This window comes from Mucilaginibacter metallidurans (assembly GCF_003286435.2).
Classification (GTDB): domain Bacteria; phylum Bacteroidota; class Bacteroidia; order Sphingobacteriales; family Sphingobacteriaceae; genus Mucilaginibacter; species Mucilaginibacter gossypii.
In genome coordinates this window covers 5,579,029-5,600,505 of the sequence record NZ_CP043449.1, presented here as the reverse complement: position 1 = coordinate 5,600,505, position 21,477 = coordinate 5,579,029, and the positions used below count along the sequence as shown (strand labels likewise).

The following is a 21,477-nucleotide window of genomic DNA, read 5'->3' as shown; positions in this document are numbered from 1 at the left end:
ACAAAAATAATTAATTAACATAACTGATTGGGCTAACTCAACGCGGATTGGCTTTGAAATCGTTTCGTTAATGATTAAAATATTTTGAAAATTTAGTAATATGAAAGATAATTATTATCATTATCCGTTAATTTAAACTATGCGCCCTAAACCTGCACCTCTATATAAAATAGTATTATGGGCAATGTTTTGCCTGTCTTTTCTCCCGTTCGCTGGGTTTGGCCGGGCATTTGAAACCCCATTGCCTGTTAACGTGGAGCCGCGGTCTGTTGAACCAAGGTTTACTCCATACCATATTAGGGTCGCCCCCCTGCAGGCAATTACCATTTGCTCCGCTGCTGCGGCTGTACTTAACGGCGATATAAAAAACCCTGTGCCCGACAGTTATCTATGGCAAATAAATAACAACGGAAACTGGGTAAATGCACCGTCGGCAAATACTCAAAAAGATTATATCACATCTTCGTTAACAAATACATCTGCTTCAAGTATTGTATACAGCCTGCGCCGCAGGATCTCTACCGCCGGCGTAGTGGATTATGATTCTTATTATGATGTTACCGTAAGGCCGATAGCAGCAGTCAATAACAATACAATAGTAGCGCCAGCTGTTACCCAATTTTGTTCAACAGGCAATCCGGCGGCTATTACGGGTAGTGTGCCCGGAGGGGGCGATGGAACTTTTTCATATCAATGGCAATCATCCACAGATAACGCAACATTTAATGATATTTCGGGTGCTGTATCAAAAAACTATGACCCGCCGGTGCTAAACAATGATACTTATTATCGCCGTATGGTTTCTTCAGGGGCATGTACAACTCCGGCGCTTAGTAATGTGGTGCTCATTAAGGTTTCAACACCACCACCTCCTCCGTCGCCTGCAGCGTCAACGATAACCATTTGCCAGGGAACCCCGGCTACATTGACGGTTGCCTCGCCGCAGGCCGGATTTACATACAATTGGTATGATTCGTCGGCTAAAACCACGGTGCTTGCTACAGGTACGTCATACACTACTCCTGTTTTAAACGCAGGCAAAAGTTATTATGTTGAGGCATCTAATAGCACCTGCAGCAGTCCTTTAACAACAATACAGGTAACTGTTTCGCCATTACCGGCGGTACCGCAATTTACGCAAAGCACTATTAGCGTTTGCTCCGGCTCCACAACGACAATTACCATACAAAACGCGCAAAGTAGTGTTGTTTATAACTGGTACGGCAGCGCCACCGAAGCTAACATTTTACATACAGGGACCAGTTATACAATCAGCAACGTAACAGCGGCAACAACCTATTATGTACAGGCTGTCAACGCTGCAGGGTGCGGTTCCTCGGCCCGGGGAACGGTTAGCGTAGCTATCATTCCGTTGCCGGTGGTTACAATAAGCAGTTCGGGAACATCTGTTTGCCCGGGCACCAGCGCTACATTAACCGCTTCAGCATCAGGCGGAGCAGTCATTTCCTGGTACGATGCACCGACGGGTGGAAACCTGCTTGCCCAGGGCAATACCTATGTTACGGCTAACTTAACATCGGCAAAAAATTATTACCTGGAAGCAACCAACAGCACTGGGTGTAACAGCAGCGGAAGAGTCACAGTGCAGGTACAGATGACCAAACCGCTTGATGCGCCCCTGGTAACGGTTGGCGAAGTTACGTCATCGAGCGTAGCTTTTGAGTGGAGCGCGGTAAGCGGCGCTACCAGTTACCTGGTAAGTACCAACAATGGTTTAACCTATACTGCGCCAAGTTCGGGCAGTAACGGTTTAACGCATAAAGTGGGCGGCCTTGGCCTAAACGAGTCTGTTACCATTACAGTGAAGGCTTTGGGAGCATCGTCATGTACGCTTAGCGGGGCATCGGCCGCGGTTACTGCCGCCACCATCGATAATAACAATGTAATATATGTAGCCAACAACTTTACCCCCAATGGCGACGGAAATAACGACATTATTTATGCACATGGAAAAAATATAAAAACACTTTCTTTTTATGTGTATGATCAATGGGGACAATTGGTTTTTACATCAACTGATGTTAACAAAGGATGGGATGGTTATTATAAAGGCTCATTGATGCCTGTAGGGGTATATGTATACTATTTAAAAGCTACAATGAATAACGGGGCGCAATTGAATAAAAAAGGAACAATTACGCTATTAAGATGAAGAAACTACTACTCATTATTACGATAGCGCTGCAGTTTGCAGTTGCAGAAAAGGTGAAGGCGCAGGTTGATCCGCATTTTTCACAATACTACGCTTACCCGCTTTGGCTTAACCCGGCGCTTACGGGCGTTTTTGACGGCGACACACGCTTATCTGCCAACTACAGGGACCAGTGGGCAAACATCAGCAATGGCTACCGCACAGCAGGGGTATCTGCCGATTTTAAACCAACCGATAAAGTGGGCTTAGGCCTTAATATACTTGATCAAAAAGCAGGCACTGCCGGGTATAATTACTTTACAGCTTATGGTTCATTTGGTTATGGCATAACCCTGTCAGGCGATGGTAATCAGCGGCTGCATTTCGGCTTGCAGGCGGGAGTTATCAGCCGTAATTTTGATCCGGGTAAGCTCCAGTCTGATAACCAGTACGATCCGAACAGCGGCTTCGACCCTACCTTGCCTAATTTCGAAAACTTTGGCTATTCGTCAAAAACGGCATTTGATGCAGGCGCCGGTATTTATTATTACAATGCCGACCCGATGAATAAAGCCAATTTGTTTGGCGGGCTTAGCATTAACCATATCAATGATGTAACAGATCCTTTTGCCGCTGGCGGTATAGCCAGCAAATTGCCTATGCGATTTACTGCACATGGCGGTGTCCGTATAAAAGCGTCTGATTTTTTTGACCTGATCCCAAACGCAGTTTACGTTAAACAAGGCAAAGGCGAGATCAAAGCCTTCGGATTATATTCTGAACTTAAGTTTGCCGATGATAACGGCCTGGTACTCGGTGGTATGGTCCGGGTACAGGATGCTGCAATTGCCAACGTTGGTTACCATATACACAGGATGGTGATTGGTGCCAGTTATGATTTTAATACTTCAGGGCTTCGCGCGGTTACATCAGGCCGCGGCGGTTTTGAACTATCAATAAGCTATATATTTAGTCGCTACACTGATTCCCCGGCCCCAATTTGCCCAAGGATATAATATGAAAAAACTATTACCCTATTTCTTACTATTGTTTTTTCCGTTGGTTTCATTTGGACAGGCGAAAAACTACAGGGCACTGGCCGACACTGCCTTTAACAGGCATGAGTACTATACTGCCGCGTATTATTACAAGCATATTGCCGATGGTACAACCGATGAACCAAAAGGCAGTGTGCAGCGTTCATCAGCAGTAAAAAAAATCAGTTCAAAAAAGGCTGAGACTAATCAATACATCATTTATCGCCTGGCCGAATCATATCGTCTGTATAAAGACTATACTGATGCTACCATATGGTATGCCCAATTGGCTAAGGAAGCACCAGCTGCCCAATATCCGTTAATACCGCTTTGGTACGGCATCTGCCTGCAGGCAAACGGGAAGTATAATGAAGCATTGGTCCAGTTAAAGCATTTTGCAGGGAACGCTCCCGATCCGCAGTATGCCGCTCTCGCTAAAAAAGAAATAATCTCGTGCGAATATGCCTTGAAGCAATTGGAACACCCACGCGCCGTTGATGTATCAGCGTTGGTGTTTTTAAATAAAGACCAGGGAGACTACGCCCTTACCGTTAACCTGGGCAGGTATTGGTTTACTTCATCGCGCCTGGTTGATAAGGATAAGTTTTATACCAACAGGGTTTACAGTTCGGCCATCCTTGATTCAACTAAAGCGCTTGCCACAAACTTTAACGCGTTTGATAAAGAAGGGCAAATTGAATACGCTACATCTGCGCTTGATGGTACCGGCACCAGGATGTACCTTACCCGCTGGTATAAAAAGAACGGGAAAACAGTATCTGCCATTTATTTTAGTCAACTGGTAAGCAGTGTATGGCAGCAGCCGGTAAGGCTGAATAATACTGTTAATGCCGAAGGCTATAATTCCAAACACCCTTTTGTTAGCGCTGATGGCCGGCGATTGTTTTTCTCATCAGACAGGCCCGGCGGTGAAGGCGGCGACGATATTTGGGAAAGTAACCTTGATGATGCCGGGCAACCGAAAACTGTAAGTAACCTGGGCGATGCAGTAAACACAGCATATGATGAACAGTCGCCATATTATGACCAGGCGGATAAAGTGTTATTTTTTAGCTCGAATGGTTTTACCGGTATGGGCGGTTTTGATGTTTACCGCAGCGAAGGAGATTTTGGTCATTGGTCGGCCCCGGTTAATTTAGGTTACCCGGTTAACTCATCTAAAGACGACTTGTACTATAGCCTTGATCCAACCAATCCAAATAAATTTTACCTGAGTTCGGCACGCGGCTCTGACTGCTGCTTAAGCCTGTTTACCGGGCAGTATAAGTTTTTATATATCAGTGGCCGTGTAATTGATTGCCACACTAACGGTGGTATGGCAGGGGCAAGGGTAATCCTTAAAGATCCGGACGTGAAAATGGGTTTGGCCGTTAAGGTAACCGATGCCAAAGGCGATTATGTTTTCCAGGTAAAGGAAAAACTGCCCAGGTATAAGCTGGAGATTTCGCAAAAGGGGTACTTTACCAAAGTTATTCCTGCACCGATAGTAAAGCCGGGTATCGACACGCTCATTAACCCCGAAATTTGCCTGCAGAATTATAAGATCAATGTTCAGATAACTATTGAGAATATTTATTTTGATTTTGGTAACGCCCATCTCCGGTCCGAATCATTTGATACGCTGGATAAACTGGTTGCCATCATGAACGATAACCCTAAAATTAAGATCGAGCTTGGCTCGCATACCGATGGGATAGGTACCGACGCGGCGAACATGAAGTTGTCGCAGGCCCGGGCCGAGGCTTGTGTTGATTACCTTTTACTGCAAGGCATTAAGTCTGCACGTATTACAGCCCGCGGCTATGGCAAAAGAATGCCCATCGCCCCAAACAAATTACCAAATGGCAAAGATAACCCCGAGGGCAGGCAACTTAACCGGCGCACCACATTTACTGTAAAATCGGTAGAATAAAAACAAATTGTTTTATTTGTTTGCAATCGGAAGGTTATGGTATAATTTTGCCTTGCAAATTAAATGCCCCGCTTAATGCAAGGCGTTTAAATTGCAATACCTGATCTGCTGAAATTATACCATGCAAAATCTTGCCCCGATAGCTCTTTTTGTTTATAACCGGCCCGACCATACCCGCCGTACCATCAGTTATTTGCAGCAAAATTTGCTGGCCGATGAGTCGCGCCTGTACATTTTTTGCGATGCAGCCAAAACCGATGCCGATAAGCCAAAGGTTGAACAGGTGAGGCAACTGGTAAAAGATGTAAGCGGTTTTAAATCGGTAAAAATTATTTTGCGTAATCATAATCTCGGTCTGGCCGAATCCATCATCAGCGGGGTAACACAGTTGGTGTATGAATATGGCAAAGTGATTGTTTTTGAAGACGATCTGTTATCTTCGCCATATACCTTGCAGTATTTTAATGACGCATTAACAAAATATGCAAACCAGGAACAGGTAATGCATATCGGGGCCTATATGTACAATCTGCATGACAAAAAACTGCCCGAAACATTCTTTTATCGTGCAGCCACCAGCTGGGGCTGGGCAACCTGGGCCCGCGCCTGGAAAAACTTTGAACCCGATGTTGATAAGCTGATTGCTCAGTTTGATACGCTGAAAATAGCCCGCTTTTCGATAGAAGGCAAAATGAATTTCTGGAAGCAGATAGAGCAGTTTAAGGCCGGTAAAAATAATTCATGGGCCATTCGCTGGTATGCCTCTATTTTTTTGAAGAACGGGTTGACATTGAACCCGTCGCAGTCGCTTATTCAAAATATAGGTCATGATGGTACTGGCGTACACTCCAATAAAGAGGATATGTACCATGTGCAAATGGGACGCAAACAGGTAACGCAATTTCCCGACACCATAGAGGAGAATGAAGAGGCTTATAAAGCTATCAAAAATTTCCTGGCAAACAGAAAGGGCACCTTGCTGCAGCGGATCAGAAGGTTCATGAAGCAGCAGATGGGGCGATAAGCTATTTAAGGCGTTTACAGCGCAAGTGTATAGACGTATGTGATGCCGCTCTGCGTGGAAATAATTAATTTGAACTCCCAGCTTAAACCGGGAAACAGAATTTCCCCATCAATACTGCCGGGTTAACACCAATCCTGATCGGCTCACCGCATAAGGCTTCATTACCTAATAATGCAAATAATATAGCTTCCTTAGCATCGGGGTTGATCCCCAGTAAACTGCTATCCTCTATTGCCGCTTGGGGCAATAGTTTTTTTAATTCCGCAATAACAAATGGATTTCGTGCCCCGCCGCCGCTGGTAAAAATTTTAACATGATCCCCTGTGATATTTTCCTTAACAAAACCGGCTATGGATGCCGCGGTGAAGGCGCTTAGGGTACAAATAAGGTCTTCACCACTAATTTGCCCGGTACCTGACCGTTGCTGTGCTTCAGCAATCATGGCAAGGTTGAACAGTTCTGGTCCGGTGGTTTTAGGGGCTTTTTCATCAAAAAACGGCTGGGAGAGGAGCGCCGTTAATAGATCATCATTTACCTGCCCGCTGTAAGCTATGGCTGAATCCTCATCAAAAGGCTTATTAAAATATTTTCGGCAGGCAGCATCAATGAGTGTATTGCCGGGGCCAATATCTGTGCAGAGCACGCGGTTAAAATCACCCTCGCCAGGAAGCCAGGTTAAATTAGCAATGCCTCCTATGTTTAACAGCACCCGGTTTTGGCCGGTTTTATTGCCCAATAATACATCACCATATAAAGCCAGCGGAGCGCCTTCTCCTCCGGCAGCAATATGCTTTTGCCTGAAATCGCTGATGGTTAGTATGCCGGTTTTTACGGCGATATGATCGCCGTCGCCAATTTGCAGTGTGGCGTTAGGGTAGTTTTTATGCTGATGTAAACGCTGGGGGGCATGGTAAATAGTTTGACCGTGACTGGCTATAAAATCAACCTCTTGCGGGTCGACTTTCCATTGAGCAAGTGCCTGCAATATCAGTTCGGCGTGGTAGCTGCCGATATAAGCGTTAAGTAAAGTTACCTTTTCCAGATCTGCATTACGTCGGGCAAATACCTGCTGAACTTGTAGCTTAAAGTCATCCGGATAGGGGATTGTGATAAATTGTACCAGCTCAAAATGAGTGCTTAAACCATTACCGGTAAATTTGCACAGGGCAATGTCAAGCCCATCCAATGAGGTGCCAGACATTAGGCCGACACCCATTTTTGATGGTTTTTGAGCGATGCTAAACAGGTGCTGCAGGTTATGGTTCAATGCTATCATGGGCTTAAATTACTATTTGTACGGCAACCCGCAAAAGTTGGGGCAATGCATTTAATATTTTGGTGACGATGACTTGTTGTTAAAATAGCTAACGAAATAAGATGATGATGTCGGCAAACTATTAGTATTTAATGATACTTGTCTTATGGCCTGATGCCGGTTAAACGGGGCAGGTGTCATTAGCACCTGATTTTGTCAATAACAGGGGCAAACGTTTGGATGTGTTAATTGCTCGAAAATATCAGTTTAGTGTAACCCGTGACTGTATTTAAACTGTTGATTGTTAATATTTTGCATTTTAAAGATTTGAAATGTGTTAACCTGTGTTAACCCCATTTAAATGGCTTAACACTACCGCAAAAGTTAAAATAATAACGGCACTATGTAAATATCTGATATATTTGTTTACAACAACTAACCTCATTTTCATTTCCTAAGATTCATGGCACGATTAAATTTATTGGAAGAGACACGTTACGAGAAGTTACCGGTAAGCGTATACAACAACCAGCAGGAAGCCTCGGTAGCGGTAGCGAACCGAATAGCAGATCTGATCCGCGCAAAACAAGCTAAAGGCGAAAAAGCGGTATTAGGGCTTGCCACCGGTGTAACCCCGATAGGGGTATATGCCGAACTGGTAAGGCAGTACAAAGAAGCAGGCTTGAGCTTTAAGAATGTGATCACTTTCAACCTGGATGAGTACTACCCGATGAAACCCACAGCAGCGCAAAGCTACGTGACTTTCATGTACGAAAACCTGTTCAGCCATATTGATATAGATAAAGCCAATGTGCACATCCCGGATGGTACACTGGATAAAGAAGCCGTAGCAGGCTACTGCCTGGCTTACGAAAAGCAGATAGAAGAACTTGGCGGCTTAGACCTTCAGATCCTGGGTATCGGTCGTACAGGTCACATCGGCTTCAACGAGCCGGGTTCTGCACCAAACTCAGGAACCAGGATGGTAACGCTTGACGACCTGACCAGGAGTGATGCTTCAAGGGATTTTGGTGGTAAGGCGAATGTGCCAACCAAAGCCATTACCATGGGGATCGGTACCATCTTCAAAGCCAGGGAAATCATCCTGATGGCCTGGAACAAGAAGAAAGCGCCGATCATCAAGAAAGCGGTAGAAGGGGAGATCTCGGGCGAAGTACCTGCAACCTACCTGCAACTATCACAACATGTAGAGTTTGTACTGGATGCAGATGCTGCATCAGAACTGACCAGGTTTGATACCCCGTGGCTGGTAAAAGATTGTGTGTGGGATAACCAGTTGAAAAAGAAAGCGGTGATCTGGCTTGCTAATGAGGTTAACAAACCTGTACTGAAACTAACCGAAGAAGATTACAATAACCACGGTATGGCGCAACTTGCAGTAGAGCAGGGCCCGGTATACAATATCAACATTGATATTTTTAACCAAATTCAGCATACCATCACCGGCTGGCCGGGTGGTAAACCGGATGCGGATGATTCGCAAAGGCCGGAAAGGGCACTGCCTGCTAAAAAGAGAAGTATCATTTTTTCACCACACCCTGATGATGACGTGATCTCGATGGGCGGTACCTTTATCCGTTTGGTAGACCAGGGACATGATGTGCACGTAGCTTACCAAACTTCAGGCAATACTGCAGTATGGGATGATGACGTGTTGAGATACATGGAATTTGCTATCGACTTTACAAAAAGCATTGGCGAGGACACAACGCATCTTCAAAAATCATATGAAGATATGCGTGCCTTCTTCCCAACCAAACAACCAAACGAGATCGATACCCAGGAGATCCGGAATGTAAAAGGGTTTATCAGGAAAACGGAAGCTATTTCCGGGGCGAGGTATGCCGGTTTAGAGGATGACCATATTCACTTCATGGCACTGCCGTTTTACGAAACCGGTAAAACGAAGAAGAACTCGGTAGGTGAGGAAGATATTCAATTAACCATCGACTTGCTCCAGAAAGTAAAACCACAGCAGATCTTCGCTGCCGGTGACTTTGCCGATCCCAACGGTACTCACCTGGTATGCTTCAAGATCATCTTAGCTGCACTGGACAGGTTAAAAGGTAAAGAAGCCTGGGTAGAAGACTGCTGGCTGTGGATGTACCGTGGTGCATGGCATGAGTTTGAAACACATGAGATAGAGATGGCAGTACCATTGTCGCCACAGGAAGTGATCCGCAAGCGAAATGCGATCTTCAAACACCAGTCGCAAAAGGACAGGCCTGTGTTTCCGGGCGATGATGCAAGGGAGTTTTGGGTAAGAGCAGAAGACCGTACCCGCGATACTGCCCAGCGCTACGACCGCCTTGGCCTTGCTGAATATGAGGCTATGGAGGCGTTTAAACGATATATGTTTTAAGGATTTGGATTGAACCCTATTGCAATTGGGACGATATAAGCAATGGCCTTGTGCGACTCCCCTCTTGAGAGGGGCGGAGGGGTGTGTTCCTCATCAAGCGACGAACACACCCCTGCCAATGCACAAACCCGACGCACCCCCTCTCAAGAGGGGAACTTAGAATCTGATCGTAAGCCTATGACCTCAGCTATAACCGAAAAACCCAAACGCCTTCTTTCTCTTGATGTGTTCCGGGGCATTACCATCGCCATGATGATCCTCGTTAATGATCCCGGTGATTGGGGGCATATCTATGCACCGCTTGAACATTCTAAATGGAACGGTTGTACACCTACCGACCTGGTTTTTCCTTTCTTTTTGTTTATGGTTGGCGTATCGGTTATATATGCCATGGAAAGTAAAAAGGCTACGGTATCGCATAGTAAACTCATCCTGAAGGCGCTGCGCCGTACCGTGATCCTGCTGCTGATCCCTTGGATAACTCAACTGATCTTTCGCCCCGATACCGGGCTGGCTCATTTACGTTTGCCAGGTGTGTTGCCGCGCATAGCCCTGGTATATTTCATCAGCACGGTGCTTTATCTCAAGACATCACAAAAAACACGCGACTGGATTTTTGCCATCGCACTTATAGGTTATTTTATCATCATGACCTTTATCCCCGTACCGGGTGTAGGCTATGCCAATCTCGAACCCGAAACCAATATGGGAGCCTGGATAGACAGGCTGGTATTTACGCCTGATCACCTCTGGCGCGAATCGCATACCTGGGACCCGGAAGGTTTGCTGGGAACTATTCCCGCCGTTGCCACAGCCCTATTTGGTATTAGGGTGGGCAGCTGGCTAAAACGTAGGGACCGCGATGATAACATCAAAACTAACTGGATGTTTGTTTACGGAATAATCGCGGTTATGGCAGGCTTGTTCTGGGATTTGTTTTTTCCTATTAACAAAGCCTTGTGGACAAGTTCCTTTGTGCTTTATACCGGAGGCCTGGCAACCATTGGGCTGGCTTTATGCTACTGGCTTATTGACATACAAGGGTACAAACGCTTTACTTATCCCTTTGTGGTATTTGGTGCAAATGCCATAACAGCTTATGTGCTGTCGGGCTTTATTCCGCATTATATGGGGATGATTAAAATAAACGGCTCATCTATTTATCAAACTTTTTTTGCTCCTTATTTTTCACCTGTAAATGCTTCGCTGATTAGCGCTATATTTACGGTGCTCATTTTATGGGTAGTGATGTGGGTGCTCTACATCAAAAAGATCTTTATCAAAATTTAATATGAACCTAAAACTTAAACTTATCGCATTAACAGGAATCATCCTGTTTTCTTTTTCAAGCTTAAAAGCGCAAACAACCACTCAAACTATTACCCAATCACATTTAAAGTCCGCTGAGCAATTGTTAATTTCTATTGGTATAGATAAACAGTTTGGCGGAATGATGGATAATATCATTAGCACTTCAAGTAGTCAAATGCCTGCAGAGCAGCGTGCCAAATTCATTGATGTGATGAAAACCTTTATGAACAAATACTTTACGTGGAATTTGCTTAAGGATAAAATGGCGGCTATTTATGCTGAAGAATTTACTGAAGATGAACTTAATCAGATTTCTGTGTTTTATAGCTCACCGATAGGGCAAAAAGTAAGCTCAAAATTGCCTGCGTTAATGCAAAGGGGGATGATGGTTGGCCAGAATGCCGTTGCAGAACATAAAGATGAGCTAACACAAATGATGCAGGATGCTTTTGGCTCTTCTAACCGGGCTCCGGCTAATCAGGCTCCGGCTGAAAAGCCGGCCTCAAAATCAACTACAAAACATTAATTTTCATAACAATACTTTGTAACTAAGATTTTCGTTTTGCATCTTAGTACCCTGACTATTTAAACTTTATAATGAACCTGAACAAATACGTTCCGCTGGCCCTATTGGCTTTAACACTTTCGGGCGGAAGTGCTTTTGCACAAGTAAAAAAGAAACCTGTTCCGTCGCCTAAAAATAAACCGGGCACCCAGGCCATTGCTGCCAAGAGCGATATATTACCGGTTGACAAGGATGTGATCATTGGTAAATTACCCAATGGCTTAACTTATTATATCCGTGCCAATGTTGAGCCTAAAAGCAGGGCCGAACTTTACCTGGTTAATAAAGCCGGTTCGGTTTTGGAAAATGACGATCAGCAGGGCCTGGCCCACTTTACCGAGCACATGGCTTTTAATGGGACACGCGATTTTCCAAAAAACCAGATGGTTGACTACCTGCAAAAAGCAGGCGTAAAATTTGGCGCCGATTTAAACGCATACACCTCGTTTAACGAAACCGTATATCAATTACCTCTGCCAACTGATACCGTCAACGTGTTTGAAAAAGGCTTTAATATACTGGCTAACTGGGCCGGGTATGTAAGTTTTGATCCTGCCGAAATTGATAAAGAACGCGGCGTTGTTTTGGAAGAAGAACGTCTTCGTGGCAAAAATGCCCAGGAACGCCTGCAACAGCAAACATTGCCCGTGTTGCTTAATAACTCAAGGTACGCGTTGCGCTTGCCTATAGGTAAAGAAGACATCCTGAAAAACTTTAAGCCGGAAACCATCAAAGCTTTTTACCAGGATTGGTACCGCCCCGATTTGCAGGCTGTTGTTGCCGTGGGCGATTTTGACCCAAAACGTGTTGAGGCGCTCATTAAACAAAACTTTTCACAGCTTAAAAACCCGGCCGCCGAAAAGCCGAGGACAAAATATTCCGTACCTGCAACACCGGGTACCGCGGTAAAAATTGTTACGGATCCGGAGTATCCATACACTGTTGCACAGATCATTGTAAAACATCCCGGCACGGTTACTAAAACTACCGGCGATTACATGCAGCAGGTAAGGGTGCAGTTGTTTAACCAGATGCTTAATTCGCGCATAAACGAGTTGCTGCAAAAACCTAATCCGCCGTTTTTATATGGCCGTACCAGCTATGGTAATTTTATCGGCGACCAGGATGCTTACACTTCACTGGTTGTCGCCAAGCCCGGCGAACTTGAAAAAGCGGTTAAAGCCGTAGTGGCTGAATCTGAACGCGCCCGCAAATTTGGTTTTACCCTTACCGAGCTGGAACGCGCCAAGCAGGATGCGCTGGTTGGTATTGGTAATGCTTACCGGGAGAGGGATAAAACCCCTTCGGCAAATTTTGTACGTGAATACCAGGCTAACTTTTTAACCGGCGAAGCTATCCCGGGTATCAGCTATGAGTACAATTTTTATATAGGCAATATCTATAAAGTAAGCTTGGCCGATATGAATGCCATGGCAGGTAAATTTATCAGCGATCAAAACCGTGTGGTGGTAGTACAAGCCCCGGATAAAGAAAAAGCCAATTTGCCCGATGAAAAAACCTTACTGAACTGGATTGCAACAGGCGGCCAAAATGTAACTGCCTATATTGATAATGTATCAAGTGACCCGCTGCTGGCCAAAGTTCCTGAAGGTACTAAAGTTGCCAAAGAAGAAACAGATGAGGCCCTTGGTACAACCACGCTTACTTTAGGCAACGGTTTAAAAGTGATCTTAAAACCTACTGAATACCGTAACGATCAGATCCTGATAAACGGTTACGCTTTTGGCGGTACATCACTGGCAAGTGACGATGAATTTACGTCGGCAAACCTGGCCTCATCTATTATCAGCGGTAGCGGTATAGCGCAGTTTAACCAGGGCATGCTTGATAAAAAGCTGGCTGGCAAAAACCTGAGTATTTCGCCGTATATCAGTGAGTTTGCACAGGGTATTTCGGGAAATACTTCCCCGGCCGATTTTGAAACAGCCCTTCAACTGATTTACCTGTACTTTACCCAGCCCCGTAAAGACAAAGACATTTGGGATGCCAACATCGATCAAACCAGGTCGGTATTGAGTACCCGCGGGCTTGATCCCGGAAGTGTTTACCAGGATACGGTATCGGCTGTATTAAGTAACTATAATTTCCGTGGTATGGTAACTACCTTACCAAGGTTAAATGCGGCAACACTTGATAAAGCTTACGATTTTTACAAAAAACGCTTTGCCGATGCCAGTGGTTTTACCTTTACACTGGTGGGTAATTTTAACGTGGAAACAATTAAGCCATACCTTGAGCATTACCTTGGCGGTTTGCCCTCAACCAACAGCAAGGAAACTTATAAAAACATGAATATTGAGCCGCCTGCAGGTTTGATCACCAAAACGGTGAATAAAGGGGTAGGTGAAAAAAGCACAGTACAATTGGTTTTTAGCGGCGATTATGATTACAATGAAGCTAACAATATACAGGTAGATGCGCTGGATGAAGTATTGAACATTAAACTGATTGAACGGTTACGTGAGCAGGAAAGCGGTGTATATGCTCCCGGGGTAAGGGCCGGCTACCATAAAATTCCGGGAGGCCGTTACACTTTTACCATATCTTTTGGTTGCGCACCCGAAAATGTGGATAAGCTGATCAACGCTACCATGGAAGAGATAGCCAAAATTAAACAGAACGGCGCCTTACCGGTAGATATCCAGAAATTTGTTGCCGAAGAAGCCCGTTCAACCCAGCAGCAGCTTAAACAAAATGTTTTCTGGGCGGGATATCTTGCCTCTACATCGCAAAACGGCGAAAACCCGGACCAAATCCTGGGGCATGTAAGCAGCCTTGAACAAATAACCCCTCAAAGCACTAAAGACGCCGCCAATAAATACCTTAGCGGTAAGAATTTGATTAAATTGATATTGATGCCCGAAAAGAAATAAGGATAGTCGATATCATAATAAAAAAGGCCTTCCCAAAACGGGAAGGCCTTCTTTTTTTGTAGAGACGCATCACATTTGCGTCTTCCGCAGGACAAGCGGCTTTGCTTAATGTGGTGATCTGCATGCCGGAGTCGCAATAATGCGTCTCTACGTCGAAAATATTCAATGCATATTCAAATAAGCCACTGCAGTATCATTGGCTTTATGTACTACCACGCCAACGCAACGGCCGCTGCTATCTATTTCAAAAGAAATCCCTTTACCCGGATCGGTGTAAATCTGCACCTTATCGCCATTGTTGGTATAGGTAGAGGTTGACTTTAATGCATAATATTTTTTAATATCCTGTTTGGTTGAACCTACACCTACGCCCTCACCGGTTTTAAACCGCGGCGATGTTATGAGGATCTTTTGTATGTGACCTATTGATTCATCCTTACCGCCCATGTTACGGTGCGAAAAAACAGCGGTACGGTAACGGGTAATATCATGTTTGGCAAACCAGACCATCAATGAACTGCCCATGGCCGCGTCAGAGCTATCAGGCTTGCCCAATTGCTTTATCACATTTTGAACATCGTCATTTAAAATAATATGCCCGATGCTTTTGCCGGGAGTTATCAGCCAGTCGGATTCGGGGACATTGGCGGTGCCGGTATCCGATGCCATAGTATGATGAATGGTGGTGTCGTTTTTATCCGGGAGATGCTGCCCCTCGGTATCTTCAGGTAATTTATTGGTATCGGCTAAAGTTGTTTCTTTTTTTGTGTTATTGCCACAGGCTAAAAGGCATATGGCGATCGAGATAATTATTAAGCTATTTCTGATCATAAGAGTATAACCAATTTAATAGTTATTTTGTTGGCATGTTTGGTTCACCTATAACCAAACAACAAAATTTTTGTTAACAGGATAATGACAAGCATCGGCCAACAGGTTATACAGCAATGGTACACGGAAAAAAACTGGGAGCAGTTCACTTTCCAGGAAGAAATGATGGAGGCGTACCTTGGCGGCTATTCAGGCTTGTTGAATGCTCCTACTGGCAGCGGTAAAACTTTTGCCCTGTTCCTGCCTTTTTTAGCGGGGTTCATCAACACACATCCCGATACCTATAAAACAAAACAAAATAATGGCTTGCTGATGCTTTGGATAACCCCATTACGGGCGCTTACCAACGATATCCGCAAAGCCATGCAGGAAGCCTGCGATGAGATAGGTTTACCATGGCGCATAGCTACCCGAACCGGGGATACCCCCGCTGCCGAAAAACAGGCCCTCAAAAAAAAGCTGCCCGAAGTGCTGCTCACCACGCCGGAAAGCTTGCACCTCATGCTTGCCCAAAAGGAATATCCTAAACTGTTCAGTCAGCTGCAGGTAGTTGTAATTGATGAATGGCATGAGTTGTTGGGCACGAAGAGGGGAGTGCAGGTGGAGCTGGGTTTGTCCAGATTAAAGCACCTCACCCCAACCCTCTCCAAAGGAGAGGGAGTCGAAAAGTTAGATACTAAAGTAAAAGAAAAATATCCCGGCTATCATACAACCGATGCTTTGAGCTGGCAGGCAAATATTGATAATGCAAAGTTTATGCGTCATCAACCTACCGAAGCTGAAAATATTTTGTGGCAATTATTGAGAGGTAAAAGGACGGGATATAAATTCAGAAGGCAACATCTTGTGTTGAATTATATACCAGATTTTATCTGCCTTGAGAAGAAATTGATTGTTGAGGTTGATGGAGGATATCATAACAGCATAGAACAACAACATTTAGACGAAGAAAGGACAGCATATTTAAATTCACAGGGATATACCGTGCTGAGATATACTAATGATGAAGTGTTGCAAAATCCTGAAAAGGTAATTGATTCCATTAAGCAATATTTAGAAAAAAGCTCCCTCCCCCTCGGGGAGGGTTGGGGTGGGGTGAAAATCTGGGGCATCTCCGCAACTATCGGTAATCTTGAACAGGCCGCCGAAGTTTTATTAGGGAATGATTTTCCGTCGGAACAGGTTAAAATGGTGCGCGCTAACCTGGAGAAGAAGCTGGATATCCGGTCTATTATTCCACAGAATATTGAGAATTACTCCTGGGCTGGGCATATCGGTTTAAAGCTGCTGCCCGAGGTGATGGAGATAGTTGCCAAAAGTAAAACCACACTGATATTTACCAATACCCGTTCTCAATCGGAGATCTGGTACCATGCCATTTTGGATAATTACCCGGAATATGCAGGCATCATGGCTATGCACCATGGCTCATTGGATAACGAGCTACGCAACTGGGTGGAAGCCGCCCTGCATGCCGAAGCCCTTAAACTGGTGGTGTGTACCTCAAGTTTGGACCTGGGGGTTGATTTTCGCCCTGTAGATACCGTTGTACAGGTTGGCAGTCCCAAAGGTGTTGCCCGTTTTATGCAACGCGCAGGGCGAAGCGGGCACCATCCGGGAGCGACATCTCTGGCTTATTTTGTACCCACGCACTCGCTCGAGTTATTGGAGGGCGCGGCGCTGAAGGAAGCTATTAAGGATAAGATTTTTGAAAGCCGCGATCCGATGCTGCTTACCATGGATGTGCTGATCCAGTACATGGTGACACTGGCCGTGTCAGATGGTTTTTACGCCGACGAACTTTTTAAGGAGGTTAAAACCACTTATGCCTTTGCCGATTTGAGCAGGAACGAATTTGGGCAATTACTTGATTTTATTACCAGCGGCGGTAAAACACTTGCCCAGTATGATGAATTTTTAAAAGTTGAGGTTGAAAACGGATTGTATAAAGTAAATAGCCGCAGAGTAGCCATGCGCCACCGGCTGAGTATTGGCACCATTACCAGTGAATTAAGCATCCGCGTAAAATGGCTCAGCGGTGGTAGTCTGGGTACTATTGAAGAGTCCTTTGTATCGAAGTTAAAACCCGGGAATACCTTTTGGTTTGCAGGCCGGAGTTTGGAGTTTGTACGGGTGAAAGAAATGACAGCCTACGTTAAAAAATCCAACTCAACCAAAGGCATCATCCCGAGTTGGAACGGGGGGCGGATGCCGCTGTCGTCACAACTGGCAGCCGTATTCAGGCTTAAGCTGGATGAGGTGGCGCATGGCATCGAAGAAGATGTAGAAGTTAAAGCTTTAAAACCGCTTTTTGATTTGCAGCAGCAATTATCACATCTGCCGCAAAGCCATGAGTTTTTGATCGAATCATTTAAATCAAAAGAGGGGCACCACTTGCTGTTTTACCCTTTTGAGGGACGGTTGGTTCACGAAGGTATGGCATCGCTGCTGGCTTATCGCATCAGTAAAATAAGGCCTGCAAGTTTTTCTATCGCCATGAATGATTACGGTTTTGAATTGCTTACCGACGAAGATATCCCATTGAAGAGGCGCTTGAAGATACCGGCTTTTTTTCGATAGATAACCTGATAGATGATATCCAGCACAGCTTAAATGCTAATGAAATGGCCCGCCGCCGTTTCAGGATATAGCACATATCGGTGGCTTGGTTTTCACGGGTTATCCCGGTCAGCAGGTTAAGAACAAGCATTTGCAGGCATCAACTTCATTGTTGTTTGAAGTCTTCAGCGAGTATGAGCCGGATAACTTACTGGTACGCCAGGCCTATAACGAGGCTTTGGCCTTTCAATTAGAAGAGTTCAGGCTAAGGGCTGCTTTGCAACGGATCCAAACACAAAATATCATTTTGAAAGTGATTGAGCGACCAACACCTTTTGCCTTTCCGATCATGGTTGACAGTCTTGGCCGGGAAAAACTGACTACCGAGACCATGGAAGAGCGCATAGCCAAAATGGCCCGCAGCTACGGCGCCGAAGGTGTTCCCGAACCTGCAGAGCGGAAAAGCAGAAAGCCGGGGATCACAAGGAAGAAGGGGTTTTAAATAAATGAAAAACAAAAGAGGCCAGCTGTATGCAAAGCAAACGGTGGCCCCTTTTTTTCTATCTTTTTACCTTATCAAAATCTCCTGTTCTACGTTTATCTCCTTTAAAAAATATTCATCGTGCGATACAACGATGAGCGTTCCCTGGTAATCGTTAATAGCTGCTGTTAAAATTTCGATGTTTTGAATATCGAGGTTATTGGTGGGCTCATCCAGGATGATCATATCTGGTGCCTGGTTGCTGATGGTTAACGAACAGAGCATCAGCCGCATTTTTTCGCCGCCGCTCAGGGCGCTGCATGGCTTAGCCCAATACTCCTTAGTAAACAAAAACCTGTTGAGGCGAATTTTGATGTCATGTTCCTGCAATACGCCCGAATTATATTCTTCTGCCTGTTCATAAACACTGAGCTTGTTATTGATGAGTGAATAATCCTGGTCGATATAAATGGCTTTAACCGCCGCGCGTTCAATTGTGCCCGATTGTGGTTTCAGTGAGCCCAGCAGCATCTTTATCAGCGTTGTTTTGCCCGAGCCATTTGCCCCTTTGATCACCAGCCTTTCGCCGCTGGTGATTTGAAAACTTAACGGCGGGTTCCAAAGCTCCTGATCTCCATATCCAAAGTTGAGGTCCTTAGCGGTAATCAGTACCTTCCCTTTATGAAGTGCCGAATTGTCAAAGCCCATCTTCATTTTATCAATATCCGGCAACCGTGTACGCAGCTGGCTTAGTTCCTGTGCGATAGCATCAGTTTTTTCGGCATGGATACCCTTCATCTTCGAGGTGCTTTTTTCGGCGCTGTTTTTAAGCGTTTTCATCATGATAGTGGGCACACCGGCTTTTTCCTGTTTCTTTTTACCACGGGCGTCCAGCTTTTGCTGTCGTTCAACTGATTCCCTTTCTGTTTCCTTAGCCTTGCGGAGTGCTTTTTCCCTGTTTCTTACATCCTGGTCCAGGGCATCGCTCTCCGTCATTTTTTGTTCGGCATAAAAATCGTAATCTCCGCCGTAAACGGTTATGCCCCGCTTGCTAAGTTCGCAAACCGTATTAAGTAAGTTGAGTAAGGTACGGTCGTGACTAACCACCATCAGTGTATTATTGGTTGATTGGATATAATTATACAACAGTTCCCGGCTTGTGTTATCCAAGTGGTTGCTCGGCTCATCCAGCAAAACTATTTCGGGGCGATGAATGGCGATGCCTGCTAAAAATACTTTTGTTTTTTGCCCGCCGCTAAGCGTGTCCATTTTTTGCGACAAATCAATATCCTTAAGCTGCCAATGTACAAACGCTTCCTGGCAGCGTTCCTCAATAGCCCAGTCGTCATTGAGCAGGGTCATATTTTCGTCGGTAACATTGCCTTCAAGGATCTGTTTTAAGGCATTTAGTTTATCGGCTATTTGCAGGGCTTCGGCAACGCTAAATGCATTGTACTGTCCAAAAATCTGGGGCACATAATATGGTTTCGAACCGGTTTTTACTACGCCGCTTGCGGGCTGTAAGTTTCCGGCCAATATTTTAAGCAGGGTTGATTTACCGGTGCCGTTGTTGCCTATGAGGGCTATTTTATCGTTTTTATTAACTACGAGATCTATACCGGCAAATAAAAGATCGCGGTTAGGGTGTATATAAGTGATATCGTGCAGAATAAGCATAATTTCTTTCTTTAAAAAGGTGAATAATTGCAGGGGCGTTGTGGCAACGGCGCTGTTTATTTGTCCTGAAAGAAATTATTTATCACATAGAGGGATTGGCTGTTTACCGGGGCAAAAATAATAAAAATGGTGGAAATGTAATGAAAGCGATATTCATTCCTCTTTCCACCAGAATCGGTTTAAAACAAAAAAGCCTTCAAACTTCAGTTCAAAGGCTTAGTTCTATATCAATCCTCCGACAAAATTATTTGCCGATCTTCAACACCTTAAAATCTTCAAACTTTACGTCAAAGCTTTGTTTGCCGGGTGCTGCCGCTACCATGCCTATCATCGCTTTTGCATTGGGCGGAAAGTAAGCCAGGCGGAGCATGTCATATTTTTCACCGTCGAACGAATATTTGATCTCTACGAAATCGCCTTTGCGCAGCAGTTTCAGCCAAACCGATTTGGGACTATCATGCCTTGGCACTACAGACCAGTCTGAAACTTCGCGGGTAACCACTGCGCTTACGTTTTGTACGCCGTCAACATATTCAATTCCGGTTTTGATCCAGTTTTTGTTATCTATCCTTACCATTAACCCGGCCTGGTGAAACAGCTCTTTGTAGGCCCCGGTAATTTTTACGCTGGCTTCAAAATCACCTTCCTGTTCGGTAAAATAAAATGGACCGTTATCCCTTATAAAGCCATAATGCGTTACCCGCCAGTAATCGGTTGCGGGGTCAACGGTCATGTGTAACGTACTGCCTTCTATTAATGATTTTTGAGGTTTACTGTACCACTGCATACTGTTTAAGTTTTGTGCGAAACCAAATTTGCTGAGCAGGGCAAATAAGGTTAAAAAGGTTAGTTTTTTCATAGAGGTAAATTTATGATAATAAAGAATGAAGGTCGTTTTAGTTTATAAACTTTTGCTCGATCGGCCCGGATCATACCAGGCTTGATAACGTCAGAGGGGGGGTATTTACTAATTGTTAAAATATGCTTAACTTAGTATTAAACAACATAAGCAAAATGTATGTCGAAGAACAAACTGCCACTTTATGCTATAGTTGAATTATTGATGCGCCTTGCCGGTATCGATCCTCAAATCGGAAATTATAAAAATCATTCAGAACGCGGAGACAACGTTCTTGTAAAAACCGCCAACGGTACTATTCAACTTTCAAGGGCCCTTGTTTTATCCCAGTTCCATAAGCCTGAAGACATTGAGAAACGCGATTTGGAATCCCTGGCTTCAAGGTTTAGAAGGAAACTGAGCAGGGCGAACAGGTGAAAGAAAAATCAGCCCCAAATCAAAGTAATAACCACATCGAGTATTTGTAATCTTTCGCAAAAAAACTGAATAGTTGTTTGACTGTGGGCTAATCGTCAA

15 protein-coding genes are annotated in these 21,477 nt (G+C 44.7%); 11 read left to right on the top strand and 4 right to left on the bottom strand.

All coding sequences use genetic code 11. From position 1 onward, the window contains the following. The first annotated feature begins 139 nt into the window (after window positions 1-139). The 4 genes from DIU38_RS23765 to DIU38_RS23750 all read left to right on the top strand — a co-directional run bounded on the left by DIU38_RS23765 (window position 140) and on the right by DIU38_RS23750 (window position 6,146). Window positions 140-2,173: a gliding motility-associated C-terminal domain-containing protein gene (locus tag DIU38_RS23765; RefSeq protein ID WP_112657343.1), complete on the top strand. Its 2,034-nt coding sequence runs from the start codon at window positions 140-142 to the stop codon at window positions 2,171-2,173. Next, a complete protein-coding gene (locus tag DIU38_RS23760) occupies window positions 2,170-3,168 on the top strand; it encodes a PorP/SprF family type IX secretion system membrane protein (RefSeq protein WP_112657345.1) in 999 nt (332 codons plus the stop codon). Before DIU38_RS23765 ends, DIU38_RS23760 begins: the two co-directional genes overlap by 4 nt. A gap of 1 nt (window position 3,169) precedes the next feature. Then, window positions 3,170-5,122, top strand: a complete 1,953-nt coding sequence (locus DIU38_RS23755; protein ID WP_112657347.1) for an OmpA family protein — start codon at window positions 3,170-3,172, stop codon at window positions 5,120-5,122. 121 nt (window positions 5,123-5,243) lie between these two features. After that, window positions 5,244-6,146: a glycosyltransferase family protein gene (locus DIU38_RS23750; protein WP_112657349.1), complete on the top strand. Its 903-nt coding sequence runs from the start codon at window positions 5,244-5,246 to the stop codon at window positions 6,144-6,146. An 82-nt stretch (window positions 6,147-6,228) separates the two neighbouring features. On the opposite strand, the gene DIU38_RS23745 is transcribed toward DIU38_RS23750, so the two are convergent. Then, window positions 6,229-7,422: an anhydro-N-acetylmuramic acid kinase gene (locus tag DIU38_RS23745; RefSeq protein ID WP_243770677.1), complete on the bottom strand. Its 1,194-nt coding sequence runs from the start codon at window positions 7,420-7,422 to the stop codon at window positions 6,229-6,231. 442 nt (window positions 7,423-7,864) lie between these two features. Between DIU38_RS23745 and nagB the strand changes: the two genes are divergently transcribed. The 4 genes from nagB to DIU38_RS23725 all read left to right on the top strand — a co-directional run bounded on the left by nagB (window position 7,865) and on the right by DIU38_RS23725 (window position 14,554). Then, window positions 7,865-9,784: a glucosamine-6-phosphate deaminase gene (nagB, locus tag DIU38_RS23740; RefSeq protein WP_112657351.1), complete on the top strand. Its 1,920-nt coding sequence runs from the start codon at window positions 7,865-7,867 to the stop codon at window positions 9,782-9,784. Window positions 9,785-9,961: 177 nt separating this feature from the next. Next, the gene (locus DIU38_RS23735; protein ID WP_112657353.1) at window positions 9,962-11,074 is read left to right on the top strand and encodes an acyltransferase family protein; all 1,113 of its coding nucleotides are present in this window, start codon (window positions 9,962-9,964) and stop codon (window positions 11,072-11,074) included. Between the two features lies 1 nt (window position 11,075). Further along, window positions 11,076-11,621 carry a DUF2059 domain-containing protein gene (locus DIU38_RS23730; protein WP_112657355.1) on the top strand — a complete coding sequence of 182 codons (546 nt, stop codon included), beginning with the start codon at window positions 11,076-11,078 and terminating at the stop codon, window positions 11,619-11,621. Between the two features lie 71 nt (window positions 11,622-11,692). Next, window positions 11,693-14,554, top strand: coding sequence for a M16 family metallopeptidase (locus DIU38_RS23725; RefSeq protein WP_112657357.1), 2,862 nt, complete (start codon window positions 11,693-11,695; stop codon window positions 14,552-14,554). Window positions 14,555-14,716: 162 nt separating this feature from the next. Here the strand turns inward: DIU38_RS23725 and DIU38_RS23720 are convergent, their stop codons facing one another. Further along, a complete protein-coding gene (locus tag DIU38_RS23720) occupies window positions 14,717-15,385 on the bottom strand; it encodes a hypothetical protein (protein ID WP_112657359.1) in 669 nt (222 codons plus the stop codon). 84 nt (window positions 15,386-15,469) lie between these two features. Here DIU38_RS23720 and DIU38_RS23715 point away from each other — a divergent pair, with 84 nt between their 5' ends. Continuing rightward, the gene (locus DIU38_RS23715; RefSeq protein ID WP_149354158.1) at window positions 15,470-17,965 is read left to right on the top strand and encodes a DUF559 domain-containing protein; all 2,496 of its coding nucleotides are present in this window, start codon (window positions 15,470-15,472) and stop codon (window positions 17,963-17,965) included. Between the two features lie 85 nt (window positions 17,966-18,050). Further along, the gene (locus DIU38_RS34510) at window positions 18,051-18,446 is read left to right on the top strand and encodes a hypothetical protein (protein WP_167516260.1); all 396 of its coding nucleotides are present in this window, start codon (window positions 18,051-18,053) and stop codon (window positions 18,444-18,446) included. Between the two features lie 66 nt (window positions 18,447-18,512). Here DIU38_RS34510 and abc-f read toward each other — a convergent pair whose 3' ends face one another. After that, window positions 18,513-20,102, bottom strand: coding sequence for a ribosomal protection-like ABC-F family protein (gene abc-f / locus DIU38_RS23705; protein ID WP_112657361.1), 1,590 nt, complete (start codon window positions 20,100-20,102; stop codon window positions 18,513-18,515). 244 nt (window positions 20,103-20,346) lie between these two features. Further along, window positions 20,347-20,961: a DUF1349 domain-containing protein gene (locus DIU38_RS23700; RefSeq protein WP_167516259.1), complete on the bottom strand. Its 615-nt coding sequence runs from the start codon at window positions 20,959-20,961 to the stop codon at window positions 20,347-20,349. Window positions 20,962-21,120: 159 nt separating this feature from the next. On the opposite strand from DIU38_RS23700, the gene DIU38_RS23695 reads away from it, so the two are divergent. Then, complete coding sequence (locus DIU38_RS23695; protein WP_112657363.1) at window positions 21,121-21,378, top strand: hypothetical protein; 258 nt, start codon at window positions 21,121-21,123, stop codon at window positions 21,376-21,378. Window positions 21,379-21,477 lie beyond the last annotated feature (99 nt).